The organism is Variovorax paradoxus (assembly GCF_000834655.1).
Classification (GTDB): Bacteria; Pseudomonadota; Gammaproteobacteria; order Burkholderiales; family Burkholderiaceae_C; genus Variovorax; species Variovorax paradoxus_F.
In genome coordinates this window covers 192,647-208,268 of sequence record NZ_JXQQ01000008.1, presented here as the reverse complement: position 1 = coordinate 208,268, position 15,622 = coordinate 192,647, and the positions used below count along the sequence as shown (strand labels likewise).

Here is a 15,622-nt window from a genome sequence, read left to right as displayed (position 1 = left end):
TCGCGCACTTCGTGTCGCTTCGCCAACCCCCTTGCAGGGGGACGCACCTGCGGCCCGGCAAAGCCGTTTCCGTGGTGTGTCTGGCTTTGCATTGCAGGCCACACGCAGCACAGTGAGTCACTGACGTTCGGATTCGAACTCCCATGGAAATTCACACGCCATCCATCCCCACCCCGCCGCTGGTCAGCCTGCGCCACGTCAGCAAGCGTTTCGCCAACGGCACGCTCGCGCTGCAGGGCATGACGCTGGACATCGGCGAGCACGACTTCATCAGCTTCCTCGGCCCCTCGGGCTGCGGCAAGAGCACGGCGCTGCGGCTCATTGCCGGCCTCACCCGGCTCAGCTCGGGCGACATGCACTGGTCCGGCGCCAACACCGGCGCGGCCAAGGACAGCAAGAGCGACCGCGACCTGGGCTTCGTGTTCCAGGAGCCCACGCTCATGCCCTGGGCCAAGGTGTTCGACAACGTGTGGCTGCCGCTCAAGCTGGCCGGCCAGAGCCGCGATGCGGCGGCGCCCGTCGTGCAGCAGGTGCTGGAGATGGTCGGCCTCTCGCGCTTTGCCGACGTGTACCCGCGCGAGCTCTCGGGCGGCATGAAGATGCGCGTGTCGATCGCGCGCGCGCTGGTCACGCACCCGCGCCTGCTGCTGATGGACGAGCCCTTCGCCGCGCTCGACGAAATGACGCGCATCAAGCTCAACAACGACCTGCTCGCCATCTGGCGCGAGCACCGCTTCTCGGTGGTGTTCGTCACGCACAGCGTGTACGAGTCGGTGTATCTGTCGAACCGCATCGTGGTGATGGCCGCGCGTCCCGGCCGCGTGATCGACGAGATCCGCATCGACGAGCCCTATCCGCGCGGCGAGGAATTCCGCACCTCGAGCCGCTACAACGCGCACTGCACCGCGGTGTCGCAATCCCTGCACGGAGCGCTGCATGACATCGATCACTGAGTCCGTGGTGCTGGCGGATGCCGACGCGGCGCCCTCCGAGGCCTCGCTGCGCGCGCACGAGGACCGCCTGCGCCGGCGCGAATCGCTGCTGCGCATCGTCGTGCCCGCGGCCATCGTCGCGCTGCTGCTGCTCGTCTGGGAATGGACGGTGCGCGCCAACAACATCCCGCACTACATCCTGCCCGCGCCCTCGCTCATCCTGAAGACGCTGTTCGACAACTGGGACACGCTCTCCAGCGCGCTCTGGTTCACCGTGAAGCTCACGCTGCTCGCGCTGCTGGCGGCCATCGTCGGCGGCGTGCTGCTGGCGATCGCGTTCGCGCTTTTCAAGTGGGTGGAGATCGGGCTCTTCCCGATCGCGGTGATCCTGCAAGTGACGCCGATCATCGCGATCGCGCCGCTGATCCTGATCTACGTATCGAGCACCACCGCGGCGCTGCTGCTGTGCGCGTGGATCGTGGCGTTCTTCCCGATCCTGTCGAACACCGTCATCGGCTTGAAGAGCGCGGACAGCAACCTGCGCGACCTGTTCCAGCTCTACAAGGCCTCGCCGTGGCAGACCTTTCGCTACCTGCTCGCGCCGAGCGCGCTGCCGTATTTCATGGCGGGCTTGAAGATCGCGGGCGGGCTGAGCCTGATCGGCGCGGTGGTGGCGGAGTTCACTGCGGGCACGGCGGGCAAGGAGACGGGCCTGGCGTCGCGCATTCTCGAATCGAGTTTTCGCACCGAGATCCCGATGATGTTCGCGGCGCTGCTCTTGGTGTCTCTGCTCGGCATCGTGATCTTCATCGTGTTCGCCGCGTTGTCGCGCATGGTGCTCGGCCACTGGCACGAAAGCGAAATGCGCCGTGAACGCTAGGCCGATGCACACGGTCATCGACTGGGACGCCGTGCGCGAAGACCTGCGCGGGCTCAACCTCGTCACCGCGCCGAGCCAGCGCAAGCAGCTCTCGAAAGACTTCTACTGGTACAGCCCCATCCTCACCGCGCAGCTCGCGGGCTGCGTGGCCGACCTCGTGGTCAAGGTCAGCACCGAGGACGACGTGCGGCAAGCCGCAGCAGTCGCCGCGAAGTGGAAGCTGCCGCTCACCGTGCGCGCTGGCGGTACCGGCAACTACGGCCAGTGCGTGCCGCTCGAAGGCGGCATCGTGCTCGACGTGACGCAGATGTGCCGCGTGCTAGACATCCAGGACGGACGCATGCGCGTGGAAGCCGGCGCACGCATGCACGACATCGACCTCGCCGCGCGCGAGACCGGGCAGGCGCTGCGCATGTGGCCCTCGACCTGGCACGTGGCCAGCATCGGCGGCTTCATCGCGGGCGGCTTCGGCGGCATCGGGTCGTTCCGCCACGGCATCCTGCGCGACCCCGGCAACCTGCTGCGCGCACGCGTAATGACGGTCGAGCGCGAGCCTCGCGTCATCGAACTGCAGGGCGACGAGATCCAGCAGGTGCACCACGCGTACGGCACCAACGGCGTGATCCTCGACGTCGAAGTGACGCTGAGCCCGGCGGTCGAATGGGTGCATTGCACGGTGCTCTTCGAGACCTACCGCGGCGCGCTCGACTTCGGCATCGCGGCGCAGGCGCCGACGCTCGACATCTTTTTGCTCTCGACGGTGGAGGCGCGCTTCTCGCCCTACTACACGGCGATGCGCGACCGTTTTCCGATCGACCAACATGCGGTGTTCACCATGGTCTCGCCCGAATCGATGGCCGAGTTCCGCGCGCTCGCCGATGCGCACGGCGGCACGATCTCCGTCGCGGGCACCGAGGCCGAGCTGCTCGCCGACGGCCTGCCGCCCGCCTACGAGTGCGCCTTCAACCACACGACGCTGCAGGCGCTGAAGGCCGACCGCGGCTGGACCTACCTGCAGGTCGCCTACGCGCAGCCGTTCGATCCGTCGGTGGTCGAGCGCCACCTGCAGATCTTCGGCGACGACGTGCTGCAGCACCAGGATTTCGCGCGCGCGGGCGGCGAGTGCGGCACCTTCGGCATCCTGCTCGTGCGCTGGAAGGGCGAGGCCCACCAGTACGAGGTGATCCGCGAGATCGAGTCGCAAGGCGGCTGCCAGATCTTCAACCCGCATGTGGTCACCATCGAGGACGGCGGCATGAAGACCATCGACACGCAGCAGATCGAGTTCAAGAAGCGCAGCGACCCGATGGGCTTGATGAACCCCGGAAAAACGCGCGGCTGGCATCCGGACATGGCCAGAGAGCGCTGAAGACGCTGAAAAGATTTAGTCTCCGCATCCCGTACTTTTCAAAACCTCCACAGGAGCACGTCCCCATGCGCATCCCCGCCTTCCACCTTCGCCCGCTTGTCCTCGGCCTGGCCCTCGCGGGCGCCGCCCTCGCCGCGCAGGCGCAGGAAAAAGTGGTGTTCGCCACCAACTGGAAGGCGCAGGCCGGCCACGGCGGCTTCTATCAGGCGCTGGTCGACGGCACCTACAAGAAGTACGGCCTCGACGTCGACATCCAGCAGGGCGGCCCGATGGTCAACAACCGGCCGATGCTGCCGGCCGGCAAGGTCGACTTCCTCATGACCGGCAACCTGCTGCAGTCGTTCGACAACGTGAAGAACGGCGTGCCCACCGTGGTGGTCGCGGCCTTCTTCCAGAAGGACCCGCAGGCCATGTTCGCCCATCCGGGCCAGGGCTTCGACACCTTCAAGGACATGACCAAGGCGCCCGTCGCCTTCATCGGCAAGGACGGCCAGTTCAGCTTCTGGCAGTGGATGAAGTCCGAGCACGGCTTCAAGGATTCGCAGCTCAAGCCCTACACCTTCAACGTCGGCCCGTTCCTGGCGGACAAGAAATCGATCCAGCAGGGCTATGCGATTTCGGAGCCGCTGTCGATCAAGGCGCAGGCCGGCTTCGATCCCGTGGTGCAACTGCTGGCGGACAACGGCTTCTCGACCTACTCGACCACCATCGAGACGCGCGCGGACCTCATCAAGACCAAGCCCGAGACGGTGCGCAAGTTCGTCGAGGCCTCGATCGTCGGCTGGAACAACTACCTCTACGGCGACAACAAGGCGGCCAACGAGATGATCGCCAAGATCAACCCCGACTCGCCCGTGGCCGCATCGCAAGGCTCCATCGAACTCATGAAGAAGATGGGCATCGTGGACAGCGGCGAATCTCTCACCAAGGGCATCGGCGCGATGGACGAGGCCCGCGTGAAGGACTTCTACGACAAGATGGTCAAGGCCGGTCTCTACAAGACGGGCGAGGTCGAGCTCTCGAAGGTCGTGACCACGCAGTTCGTGAACAAGGGCGTCGGTCTCGACGTTCGCAAGAAGCTCACCGGCAAGTAAGAAGCAGGAATTCGCATCGAGATTTCTCCCGTGGGTCGTGCGGGGCTTGCGCCGGGGTCAGATGCCGGCGCCTGGGTTGCCATAAGGCACCGCGCGGCCTTTTGTTCCCTGGGCTCTGACCCCGTCTCGCCGATCAGGCGAACCGGCCCTCTCATGAAAACGCTCGTCGTCCATTGCCATCCGAACCCTGACAGCTTCAACCACGCGCTCTACCGCACCGCGCTCGAAGCGCTCGAGCCGCGGCATCCCGTCAAGGCCATCGACCTGTACGCCGAGGGGTTCGATCCGACGCTCACCTGCGAAGAGCGCATCGCCTACCTCGACAACCCCGACCTCATCCGCGAACGCGTGAAGCCGCATGTCGAAGCGCTGCTCTGGGCCGAGCACCTGGTGTTCGTCTACCCCACCTGGTTCCACGGACCGCCCTCGATGCTCAAGGGCTGGCTGGAGCGGGTGTGGCTCCCGGGCGTGGCCTTCCTGCCCGCGGAGCGCAAGGGCCAGCTCGCGAGGTCAGGCATGCGGCACATCCGGCGGCTGACGGTGGTAACCACGGGCGGATCGCCGCGCTGGTTCGTCAAGGTGATCGGCGACCCGGGCCGGCGGCTGTTCACGCGCGGGTTGCGCGCGCTGTTCGCCTGGCGCTGCAAGGTGACCTGGCTGCAGTTGCACGACATGAACGCCGTCACCGCGCGCGACCGCACGCATTTCATCGAGCGCGTTTCGCGCAAGCTGCAAAACATCTAGAAGCAGGGAGAACCCAGACCATGAGCCTCGAACGCACGCTGACCGTCCGCGTCGAACGCATCTCGCGCGAGACGCCGGAGATCCTGGCCTTCGAGCTGGCGCATCCGTGGGGACGCGCGCTGCCGGGGTACGAGGCGGGCGCGCACATCGACGTGCACATGCCCGGCGGGTTCTCGCGGCAGTACTCGCTGGCGCGGGCGCCGTCGAATGCGCCTTCATATGTGATCGGCGTGAAGCGCGAGCTTGCGAGCCGCGGCGGATCGGCCTCGATGCACGAGCGCGTGCGCGAGGGCGACCTGATCGCGATCAGTACGCCGCGCAACACCTTCCCGCTGCGCGAAGAGGCCGCGCACCACCTGCTGATGGCCGGCGGCATCGGCATGACGCCGCTGCTCGCGATGGCGCAGGCACTCGCGGCGCGCGGTGCGTCGTTCACGCTGTGCGTGTTCGCGCGCAGCGAAGAGCATCTGGCGTTTGCCGATGCGCTGCGCGATCCCGCGCTCGCGCCGCACCTGCGCCTTCACCTGGACCAGGGCGACGCGTCGCAACGCATCGACCTGCAGGCGTTGCTGGCCGAGCGCGCGCCGGGCACGCACCTTTATGTCTGCGGCCCGGGCGGCTTCATGCAGGCGGTGCGCGACGCGGCCGCAGGGACCGATTGGCCCGAAGACGCGCTGCACACCGAGTACTTCGCCGCGCCTACCGACGCCAACACCACCACCGGCCTGCCCTTCACGCTGAAGCTTGCGCAGCGCGGCATCTCGGTGCCGGTCGCGGCCGACCAGACCGCCGTCGATGCGCTGCACGAAGTGGGCATCGACATTCCCGTCTCGTGCCAGCAGGGGCTGTGCGGCACCTGCGTGGTCGAAGGCGACGGAGAAGGCGCGGAGCACCGCGACTTCTGCCTCACCGGCACCGAGCGGCGCAGCAAGGTGGCGCTGTGCTGCTCGCGCGCCAAAGGCCTCGAACTGGTGCTGCAGCTGTGAGTGTCGAAGAAGCCGAAAGCGACGCACCCGCCACGCGCGGGCGCTCGCGCAAGTACACGCAGGTGCTGGGCGTCATCTACCAGGCCGCCATCGAGGTGTTCGCGAGCGAAGGACTGGCCGGTGCAACGACGCAGGCCATCGCCGACAAGGCCGGGCTCTCGAAGGCGCAGCTGCACTACTACATCGACAGCAAGGAAGCGCTCTACCGGCTGGTGCTGCAGGACATCCTGAACGACTGGATCGTGGTGTTCGGCTTCAGCGACGAGGCCTTCGGCCCGCGCAAGGTGCTCAGCGACCTGATCCATCGCAAGATGGTGTTCTCGTTCCAGCACCCGCTGCGCTCGCGCATCTTCACCGCCGAGATGATGCGCGGCGCGCCGGTGCTCAACACGATGATGGACACGAGCAAGGCGCGCACCGACCAGGCGGCCGCGGTGATCCAGAACTGGATGAACCAGGGCCTGATGGACAAGGCCGACCCGATGCTGGTGCTGTTCCACATCTGGGCGGTGACGCAGTTCTACGCGGACCACGCGACGCAGGCCGCGTATTTCCGCAACACCGCGCAGGACGGCGACGACAAGGACCGGCGCTACCTGATCGAGCAGGTGACGGATTTCCTGCTGAAGGGGGCGGGGGTCAAGTAGCCTCCTTGGCCGGGCATCTTGTTCCACCGGCCGTTCAGGCTGAGCTTGTCGAAGCGCCGTGCAAGGCTTCGACAGGCTCAGCCCGAACGGTCAGTGGCTGTCGGCTGCGGCGGATTCCGCTCAGCCCGAACGGTGGGTCATTTCCGGGGCAAGTACATCGTCGCCTCGACTTCGACGAGCACCTCGTCGCCCGGCAGGAAACGCGACACCTCGACCACCGTGCTCACCGGCGGCTCGCCCGGATAGAAGAGGCCGCGCACGCGGTTGTAGAACGCGTAGTGCGGCAGGTGGCGAAAGTACTGCACGAGCTTGACCACGTCGTCCATCGTGCCGCCATGCTCGGCCGCGATCTGGCGGATGCGCTCGAGCACGAACCAGCTCTGCGCGACGATGGCCGCCTCGAACACATCGACCGACATCTGGCCGGTGGCGTAGCCCACGCCCTGCAGGGCGGTGCGGGCTTCCTCGGGAATGTCGTCGTAGCCTGCGACCGCTCGGCGCCTGGCCGGATCGACCGCGACCACGCCGCTCATGAAGACGAAATCGCCGACGCGTTTCGCGGCGGCGTAGTTGGCCATTGGCTTGCCCATGCTCATAGTGTTTTCTCCAGAATTCGACCGGCACGGATGACAGTGCGCTGGCGCCCGCGCGGCCCGATGAGCTCATGCTCGCCGGTGGCCGCGAGCAGCACCAGGTCCGCGGGGCACCCCGGCGCGATGCGGCCGTCCCACGCGAGGCCGAGCGCCTTGGCGGGGTTGACCGTGATCGCATCGAGCCACTCGCCCGCGGGCGCGAGGTGCGCCATCTGCACGCCCAGGCCGAAGGTCTCCAGCAGGTCGTAGCTGCCGTAGGGATAGAAGGCGTCCTGCACGTTGTCCGTTGCCAGGCTCGCACGCAAGCCCCGTGCCGCCGCCTCGTGGATGCGCGTGATGCCGCGCGGCACGGGGGTGCGGTCCCAGGCGCCTTGCAGGTAGAGGTTGGTGGTCGGCAGCGCGACGATGTGAAGGCCCGCGCCGGCGCAGAGCGCGAGCGTTTCGTTGGCGACCGCGTCGTCCTGCATCGAGAGCGAGCAGCAGTGGCCGCAGACCACGCCCCGCTTGAAGTCGCGCGCGCGCACGAGCTGGGCGATGCTGCGAAGACCGGTGGCTTCGGCATCGAGCCCCTCATCGACATGGAAATCGAGTCCCAGGCCGTGGTGCTGCGCGAGATCGAACACGCGGCCCAGCGTGTGGACGATGCCTTCGTTGCGGTAGACGAACGCGCCGAGCACGCCGCCCGCGCGCTTCACTTCGCTGGCGATGCGCTCGCCGGCCGAGAGGTCTGCGAACACATCGAGCGGGGTGAGCGAGACGAACTGCAGTTCGACGCGGCCGCGCCATTCCTCGCGCAGTGCTTCGAACACGGCCAGCGCGGCCGGCGGCTCGGGCTGCACCCAGTCGATGTGCGTGCGCAGCGCGCGCGTGCCCGATTGCCAGGCGTCGTGCAGCGCGCGCTCCATGCGCAGGCGCAGCGTTTCGCCGGTCCAGCCGGCGCGGTGTTTCTCCATGCGCTCGATGGCCGCGAACAGGTTGCCCTGTGCCGCGCCCACTTCCTGCACCGTGTAGGTCTTGTCGATGTGTGCGTGCGCCTCGACCAGCGCGCTCAGCAGCGTGCCGCGTGCCTGCATCTGCGAGGCGCTGGGCACGATGGCCGCGACCTTGTCGCCATCGAGCGTGACGTCGAAGACCTGCGCATCGCCCGCCGCAAAGCCGCGCAGCGGCGCCGGAATGCGCAGCGCCTCTAGCTTCATGCGCGCTGCTGCAGTGCGCGCAGCCAGCCCAGGCCCGCCGAAGTGCCGCCGGGTTCCGAGCCGCGCCTGGGCTTGTACTCGCAGCCGACCCAGCCCTGCCAGCCGCTCTGCTTCGACACTTCGTCGATCACGTCGAAGAGATAGCCGTAGTTCTGCTCGCCGATGTCGGGCTCGTGGCGCTCGGGCACGCCGGCGATCTGCAGGTGGCCGACGCGGCCGGTGGGCAGGTACTTGCGGATCTTCATCGCCACGTCGCCCTCGACGATCTGGCAGTGGTACAGGTCCATCTGCACCTTGAGGTTGGGCGCGCCGACGGTCTCGACGATCTCGTGGGCTTCGTCCTGTCGGTTGAGGAAGAAGCCGGGAATGTCGCGCGTGTTGATCGGCTCGATCAGCACGTCGCGGCCGGCCTTCGCCGCTTCTTCGGCGGCAAAGCGCAGGTTGTCCAGGTACACGGGCCGCACCGCATCGCGCTGCAGGTCTTGCGGCACGAGGCCGGCCATGACGTGGATGCGCGGGCAGTCGAGTGCCACGGCGTAGTCGATGGCCTTGGCGATGCCTTCGCGGAACTCGGCGTCGCGCCCGGGCAGGCACGCGAGGCCGCGCTCGCCACCGTCCCAATTTCCGGGCGGGCCATTGAAGAGCACCTGCTGCAGGCCGTTGTGCTTCAGGCGCGCGACGATCTCTTCTTTCGCGAAGGCATAGGGGAACAGGTACTCGACGGCCTTGAAGCCGTCCTTGGCGGCGGCATCGAAGCGGTCGAGGAAATCGAGCTCCGGATAGAGCATCGAGAGGTTGGCGGCGAATTGAGGCATGGGTTGCTTTTCTTACCAGCGCGCACCGAAGGCGGTGCGCAGTTCATCGATCTGATCGGCAGCCAGCGGCGCGGGCCTTGCGGCGCCGGTGAGCATCTGGAGCCTGGCGGTTTCCTCGAGTTCCTCGAGCACGGCCATGGCTGAGGCCGGCGTCTCGTGCCACACGTTGGGGCCGAGGCGTTCGAGCATCACGGCGCGAAGGGGCTTGCCCGCGGCGCCGAAGCGTTCGATGGCTTGCGCCACCTGCTCTGCCGCCTCGGGCGCGCCGGGTCGGTGGTACGGAATGAGCGGCACGTGGCCGACCTTCATCACGAAATACGGCGTGAGCGCGGGCAGCAGTTCGTCGCCCGGCGCATTCAGCGTGAGCGCGACGCAGTGCGTGCTGTGCGTGTGGATCACGCAGGCCGTCTGCGCATCGAACTTGCGCGCGGCGGCGTAGATGCGCGTGTGCAGCGCGATGGTCTTGCTGGCGCGGTCACCGCCGGTCTGCATGCCGTCCGCATCGAGCCGCGCAAGCCGCGCTGGATCGAGAAAACCGAGGCAGGCATCGGTGGGCGTGATGAGGAAGCCATCGTCCAGCCGCACGCTGATGTTGCCCGCCGTCGCATGCACGTAGCCGCGCTCGAACAGGCTGCAGCCGACCCGGCAGATTTCTTCGCGCGCTTGGTTCTCGGTCATGCCAGCACTGTAAAGGCCTTGGTGAAGAAATCGTCGCCGCCGAAGTTGCCGGACTTGAGCGCGATGTGCACGCCCGCACCCTGCGCGGCCTCGGCGCGCGCGTGGCACCACGGCACGCCGGGGTCGATCTGCGGGCCGATCTGCATCTGCGCGATGCCCAGCGCCTGCACGCACGCGCCCGAGGTTTCGCCACCCGCGACGACCAGTTGGCGCACGCCCTGGTCGACGAGGCCGCGTGCGATGGCGGCGATGGTGCGTTCGACCATCGCACCGGCCTCTTCGACACCGAGCTTGCCCTGCACCGATTTCACGGCGCCGGCCTCGGCTGTCGAATAGACCAGCACCGGTTGCTTGCCGACAAGGGGCTCGGCCCAGGCCAGCGCTTCGCCCGCGACATCGACGCCCGCCGCGATGCGCAGCGGATCGATCGCCAAGGCCGCACCGCCGCGCTGGATGAAGTCGAGCACCTGCCGGTTCGTGGCGAGCGAGCAGCTGCCCGACACGACCGCGCGCAGCCCGCCCGCTGCCGGCAATGCGCTGGCCTGCGACGAAGGGGCAAGGCCGAAGTTCGCCGGCAGGCCGATGGCCACGCCCGAGCCCGCGGTGACCAGCGGCATCTTCGCAAGCGCCGGGCCGAGGCGCAGCAGGTCGTCGTTCGACACGGCATCGACGATGGCGATCGAGATGCCTTCGCTCTTGAGTTGCGCGATGCGCTCGGTGATCGCCGCAACGCCGCGCGCCACCACGGCGTGATCGATCAGCCCCACCTTGCGCGTGCACTGCGCCTGCAGCACCCGCACAAGGTTCGCATCGGTCATCGGCGTGAGCGGATGGTTCTGCATGCCGCTCTCGTTGAGCAGCACATCGCCCGCGAAGAGGTAGCCCTTGAACACAGTGCGCTTGTTGTCGGGGAAGGCGGGCGTGGCGACGGTGAAGTCGCACTGCAGCGCGTCCATCAGCGCCTCGGTGACCGGGCCGATGTTGCCCTGGGGCGTGCTGTCGAAGGTGGAGCAGTACTTGAAGTAGACCTGCCGCGCGCCCTGCGCCTGCAGCCAGCGCAGTGCATCGAGCGATTGCGCAATGGCCTCGGCCGGCGCGACGGTGCGCGACTTGAGCGCGACCACCACCGCATCGACGTCCGCATCGAGCGGCGTGGCCGGCACGCCGATGGCCTGCACCACGCGCATGCCTGCGCGCACGAGGTTGTTGGCGAGGTCGGTCGCGCCGGTGAAATCGTCGGCGATGCAGCCGAGCACTAGCTTGCCCATGGGTCAGTCCTTGGTAGCGACAGGCAGTTTCACCGCCTGCGGGTTCTCGCGCACGTAGTCGCGCAGGATGGCATCGAAGCTCGCATCGGCCTTCAGGCCCAGCGCCTCGGCGCGCGCAGCGTGGATGCGGCTCGGCCAGCTGGTCACGATCTTGGCGACCTGCGCGTCGGGCGTCCAGTCGATCAAACCCGTGGCGTCCTTGCCCGCGATGCGTTCGAGCGCATCGGCCATCTCGCGCACGGTGGTGGTCAGCGCGGGCAAGTTGATGGCGGTGCGTGCGCCCCACTCGGTGGCGCTCGCGGTGGCCGCGCGCACGAGGCCTGCGACGGTGTTGCCGGGCGAGGCCAGCGCGACCGGCGTTTCGGGCGCCACGGGGCAGCGTGCACGCTCGCCGGCCAGTGGTTCCCGCAGCATGCCGCTCAGGAAACTGGAGGCCGCGCCGTTGGGCCGGCCCGGGCGCACCGACACCGTCATGAGCCGCACGTTGCGCCCCTGCACGAAGCCCTTGCGCGTGAAATCGGCCACCAGTTGTTCGCCGATGAACTTCTGGATGCCGTAGCTGTTCTGCGGCGTCGGGAGCGTCGTGTCTTCGATCACCGCGGGCAGGCGCTGCTCGGGCGAATCGCCGAACACGGCCACCGAGCTGGAGAACACGAACACCGGCGCATGGCCCGCGCGGCGGCAGGCGTCGAGCAGTGCGCGGGTGGTGTCGAGGTTGCTGCGCATGCCGAGGTCGAAGTCGGCCTCGCATTCGCCGCTCACGGCGGCAGCCAGGTGGAAGACCGCATCGGTGTCGGCCAGCGGCAATGCGCCGTTGCCGGCCTGCTCGTACAGGTCGCCCTGCACGAACTGGATGCGCGCATCGGATGCGAGGTCGGCGGGCGGCGGCACGCGGTCGGCCAGCGTGATGCGCGCGATGGCTCTGGCTGCGCCGCCGGCCAATGCGAGCGGGCCGCCTGCGAGCAGCGTGCGCGCGAGCCGTGCGCCGAGGAAGCCGCAGCCGCCGGTGATGAGGATGTTCATGGTCTGGTAATGCTTTCTTCAGGCTTTCTTGTTCGGGGCGGGCAGTTCGATGCCCGGGAAGATCTTGATGACCGCGCTGTCGTCCTCGCGCGCGAATCCCGCGGTCGATGCCTGCATGAACATCTGGTGCGCGGTGGACGAGAGCGGCAGCGGAAACTTGCTCGCCCGCGCCACGTCGAGCACGAGCCCCAGGTCCTTCACGAAGATGTCGACGGCCGACAGCGGCGTGTAGTCGCCCGCGAGCACGTGCGCCATGCGGTTCTCGAACATCCAGCTGTTGCCCGCGCTGTGCGTGATGACTTCGTAGAGCGCGTCCGGGTCCACGCCTTCGCGCAGGCCGAGAGCCATCGCCTCGGCGGCGGCGGCAATGTGCACGCCGGCCAGCAGCTGGTTGATGACCTTCACCTTGCTGCCCGCGCCCGCCGAGTCGCCCAGGCGGTAGACCTTGGCGGCCATTGCGTCGAGCAATGCGCCGGCCCTGGCGTAGGCGGCGGGCGTGCCGGCGGTCATCATCGTCATCTGGCCGCTCGCGGCCTTCGCGGCGCCACCGGAGATCGGTGCGTCGAGGTAAAGGATGCCCTGTGCCGCGAGGCGGGCTTCGAGCGCGACCGACCAGTTCGGATCGACGGTCGAACACATCACGAAGAGGCTGCCGGGCTTCATCGACGCCGCGCAGCCGGGCGTGGTGCCGTCGCCGAACAGCACAGACTCGGTCTGCGCCGCGTTGACGACGACGCTGACCACGATGTCGCACTGCGCGCCGAGCGCGGCGAGCGTGTCGCAGGCCGTGCCGCCCTCACGCGCGAAGGCTTCGGCCACGCCGGGACGCACATCGAACACGTGCGGCGCATGGCCCGCGCGGCGCAGCGATTGCGCCATGCCGCTGCCCATGGCGCCGAGGCCCACGAGACCGACGACGGGGGTGTTTTCGTTGTTCATTGACTTGGGCTCCATCTGGTTTCTGGAAGGTTGCACGGCATTCCCTGTTCGCGAAACACCGCGGAACCGGCTTTGCCGGGCCGCTGGTGTTGCCCCCGGCGAGGGGATTGGCGAAGCGACACGAAGTGCGCGAAGACTGGGGGTGAGCTCATATCAGCGATTGACGAGTTGCTTGGGCGTGAGCCACACGCCGATGGCCCCTAGGACGAGGGCCGCAGCCAGAACGTACATGCCGATCTGCGTGCTGCCCGTGAGGTCCTTCAGGTAGCCGATGAGGTACGGGCTCACGAAGCCCGCCAAGTTCCCCACTGAATTGATGGCCGCGATGCCCGCAGCCGCGGCCGTCCCCGAAAGGAAGGCGGTAGGCAGCGACCAGAAGAGCGGCGCGCAGGTCAGCACGCCGGCGGCCGCGAGCGAGAGGAAGGCGAGCGACACGGCCGTGTTCTGCGTGTACGAGGCGGCCACGGTGAAGCCGACGGCGCCCATCATCGCGGGCACGATCAGGTGCCAGCGGCGCTCCTGCCGGCGGTCGGCGCTGCGGCCGAAGAGGTTCATCGCGACGATCGCGCAGAGGAACGGAATCGCGCTCAGCAAGCCGATGTTGAAGTTGCCCTGCACGCCCGTGGCCTTGACCAGCGTGGGCAGCCAGAAGGTCAGCGCGTACTGGCCCATGACGAAGGCGAAATAGATGAGCGCCATCCACCACACGCGCGCATCGCGGAACACCGCGGCCACCGAGTGCGGGCCCTTGGCGCCGTGGGCCTGGTCGCGCTCGACCTCGTGGGTGAGCAGGGCCTTTTCCTCGGGCGAGAGCCAGCGGGCCTGCTGGATGCCGTTGTCCAAATAGAAGAGAACCATCACGCCCACGAGCACCGCGGGAATGGCTTCGATGATGAACATCCACTGCCAGCCGTGCATCGACGAGACGCCGTGGAACGCGTCCATGATCCAGCCCGACAGCGGATTGCCGAAGATGCCCGCCACCGGAATCGCCGACATGAAGACCGCGATGATCCGCGCGCGCCGGTGCGACGGATACCAGTGCGTGAGGTAGAGGATCACGCCGGGATAGAAGCCGGCCTCGGCCACCCCGAGCAGGAAGCGCAGGATGTAGAAGCTGGTGGGCGTCTCCACGAACACGAAGCATGCCGAGAGGATGCCCCAGGTGATCATGATCCGGGCGATCCACATGCGCGCGCCCACGCGGTTGAGCAGCAGGTTGCTCGGCACCTCGAACAGGAAGTAGCCGAGGAAGAAGATGCCCGCGCCCAGGCCGAACACCGTTTCGCTAAAGCCCAGGTTCTGCCCCATCTGCAGCTTGGCGAAGCCGACGTTCACGCGGTCGAGGTAGGCGACCACGTAGCAGAGCATCAGGAAGGGAACGAGACGCCAGAAAACCTTGGAATAGGCGCGCTTCTCGAGCGCGGCGTCGGCGGGCAGGTCGGCCATGGCCGAAGGCGCGCCGGCCTGGAGGGTTGGAGTCATGACAGGGAAGTCCGCTTGCAGCTTTGGATGAGAAAGCCTGGATGAGGGAGCGAGGTCGTTCCGTCGCCATGAAAACGCGGACGCCTCTTGATTTGTCAGGTCATCATACAAATTTGGGTCAATCTGACCGACCCGGGTAAACCCGCAGAGAACACTTCGTTGCTTCTTACTTGCCCGCGGGCCAGCCTTCGACCAGCGGCCGGGCGAGCTGAGCGCCTTCCTGCTGCCAGAAGGCGGGGTCGGCCTGCTCGATGCGGCGGATCGCGTTGTCCATGTGGGACTTGGCGGCCTCGCGGGCACGCAGCACGTCGCCGGCCTCGATGGCTTCGACGATCCGCGCGTGCTCCTGCGCGACCTCGCGCGCGAAGTCCGCGCGGCGCGCCTCGTTGGCGCGGGTGACGCGGGTGGCACCGTGCAAAAACTGCCGCAGGTACTGCAGGGTGCCGATCAGGAACGGGTTGCGCGCGGCCTCGGCGATGGCGCGGTGAAAGCGCACATCTTCGTCGGCGCCGTTGCCGCCCGCGGCCACCGCGGCATGAAGTGCATCGATGGCATCGCGGATGCGCTGCACGTCTTCCGGCGTGCGGCGCTCGGCGGCCAGCGCGGCCACTTCCGCTTCGAGCGCGCGGCGCAACTCGACCATCTGGATCACCGCTTCGCGCGAGGCCACATGCGGCATCTCGAAGCGCAGCGGCTCGACGCCCGCAGCGCGCACGTACACGCCGCTGCCCTGGCGCGAATCCACGAGCCCCAGCGACTTGAGCCGCGAGACCGCCTCGCGCACCACGGTTCGGCTCACGCCGAACTGCTCGGCGAGCACCGCCTCGGTCGGCAGCCGATCGCCTTCGGACAGGCGCCCGCTGCGCACCTCGGCCGCGAGCGCATCGGCCACTTGGTCGGCCAGGCGGACGGTGGGGGTGAGGGATTGGAAGCGGGCGGTCATATGGACCGCGCGACTCTAACGCAGGCCTGC

The 15,622-nt window shown here is 67.8% G+C and carries 16 protein-coding genes; 7 read left to right on the top strand and 9 right to left on the bottom strand.

What is annotated here, in order from left to right; genetic code table 11:
• Positions 1-143: 143 nt before the first annotated feature.
• The 7 genes from RT97_RS03530 (at position 144) to RT97_RS03500 (ending at position 6,652) form a co-directional block, all read left to right on the top strand.
• Positions 144-953, top strand: a complete 810-nt coding sequence (locus RT97_RS03530) for an ABC transporter ATP-binding protein (RefSeq protein WP_042577404.1) — start codon at positions 144-146, stop codon at positions 951-953.
• Positions 937-1,812, top strand: a complete 876-nt coding sequence (locus tag RT97_RS03525) for an ABC transporter permease (protein WP_042577403.1) — start codon at positions 937-939, stop codon at positions 1,810-1,812. The genes RT97_RS03530 and RT97_RS03525 overlap by 17 nt, the downstream gene beginning before the upstream one ends.
• A 4-nt stretch (positions 1,813-1,816) precedes the next feature.
• The gene (locus RT97_RS03520; RefSeq protein WP_042577402.1) at positions 1,817-3,181 is read left to right on the top strand and encodes an FAD-binding oxidoreductase; all 1,365 of its coding nucleotides are present in this window, start codon (positions 1,817-1,819) and stop codon (positions 3,179-3,181) included.
• Between the two features lie 65 nt (positions 3,182-3,246).
• Complete coding sequence (locus RT97_RS03515; protein ID WP_042577401.1) at positions 3,247-4,275, top strand: ABC transporter substrate-binding protein; 1,029 nt, start codon at positions 3,247-3,249, stop codon at positions 4,273-4,275.
• A 153-nt stretch (positions 4,276-4,428) separates the two neighbouring features.
• Positions 4,429-5,019, top strand: a complete 591-nt coding sequence (locus RT97_RS03510) for an NAD(P)H-dependent oxidoreductase (protein ID WP_042577400.1) — start codon at positions 4,429-4,431, stop codon at positions 5,017-5,019.
• A 20-nt stretch (positions 5,020-5,039) separates the two neighbouring features.
• The gene (locus RT97_RS03505) at positions 5,040-6,005 is read left to right on the top strand and encodes a PDR/VanB family oxidoreductase (RefSeq protein WP_042577399.1); all 966 of its coding nucleotides are present in this window, start codon (positions 5,040-5,042) and stop codon (positions 6,003-6,005) included.
• A complete protein-coding gene (locus RT97_RS03500; RefSeq protein WP_042577398.1) occupies positions 6,002-6,652 on the top strand; it encodes a TetR family transcriptional regulator C-terminal domain-containing protein in 651 nt (216 codons plus the stop codon). The genes RT97_RS03505 and RT97_RS03500 overlap by 4 nt, the downstream gene beginning before the upstream one ends.
• Before the next feature lie 137 nt (positions 6,653-6,789).
• Here the strand turns inward: RT97_RS03500 and RT97_RS03495 are convergent, their stop codons facing one another.
• The 9 genes from RT97_RS03495 to RT97_RS03455 all read right to left on the bottom strand — a co-directional run bounded on the left by RT97_RS03495 (position 6,790) and on the right by RT97_RS03455 (position 15,592).
• Positions 6,790-7,248 (bottom strand): RidA family protein, encoded by a 459-nt coding sequence (locus RT97_RS03495; protein WP_042577397.1) that lies wholly within the window; start codon positions 7,246-7,248, stop codon positions 6,790-6,792.
• Positions 7,245-8,441, bottom strand: coding sequence for an amidohydrolase family protein (locus RT97_RS03490; RefSeq protein WP_042577396.1), 1,197 nt, complete (start codon positions 8,439-8,441; stop codon positions 7,245-7,247). The genes RT97_RS03495 and RT97_RS03490 overlap by 4 nt, the downstream gene beginning before the upstream one ends.
• Entirely contained in the window at positions 8,438-9,256 is an 819-nt protein-coding gene (otnI, locus tag RT97_RS03485; RefSeq protein ID WP_042577395.1) for a 2-oxo-tetronate isomerase, read from the bottom strand. Before otnI ends, RT97_RS03490 begins: the two co-directional genes overlap by 4 nt.
• Positions 9,257-9,268: 12 nt before the next feature.
• A complete protein-coding gene (locus RT97_RS03480) occupies positions 9,269-9,934 on the bottom strand; it encodes a class II aldolase/adducin family protein (protein ID WP_042577394.1) in 666 nt (221 codons plus the stop codon).
• Entirely contained in the window at positions 9,931-11,202 is a 1,272-nt protein-coding gene (gene otnK / locus RT97_RS03475; RefSeq protein ID WP_042577393.1) for a 3-oxo-tetronate kinase, read from the bottom strand. The genes RT97_RS03480 and otnK overlap by 4 nt, the downstream gene beginning before the upstream one ends.
• 3 nt (positions 11,203-11,205) lie before the next feature.
• Complete coding sequence (gene denD / locus RT97_RS03470; RefSeq protein ID WP_042577392.1) at positions 11,206-12,225, bottom strand: D-erythronate dehydrogenase; 1,020 nt, start codon at positions 12,223-12,225, stop codon at positions 11,206-11,208.
• 18 nt (positions 12,226-12,243) lie between these two features.
• Positions 12,244-13,164 carry an L-threonate dehydrogenase gene (gene ltnD / locus RT97_RS03465; RefSeq protein ID WP_042577391.1) on the bottom strand — a complete coding sequence of 307 codons (921 nt, stop codon included), beginning with the start codon at positions 13,162-13,164 and terminating at the stop codon, positions 12,244-12,246.
• Positions 13,165-13,317: 153 nt separating this feature from the next.
• Positions 13,318-14,649, bottom strand: coding sequence for an MFS transporter (locus tag RT97_RS03460; RefSeq protein WP_042577390.1), 1,332 nt, complete (start codon positions 14,647-14,649; stop codon positions 13,318-13,320).
• A gap of 166 nt (positions 14,650-14,815) precedes the next feature.
• Positions 14,816-15,592 (bottom strand): FadR/GntR family transcriptional regulator, encoded by a 777-nt coding sequence (locus RT97_RS03455; protein WP_042577389.1) that lies wholly within the window; start codon positions 15,590-15,592, stop codon positions 14,816-14,818.
• Positions 15,593-15,622: the final 30 nt, after the last annotated feature.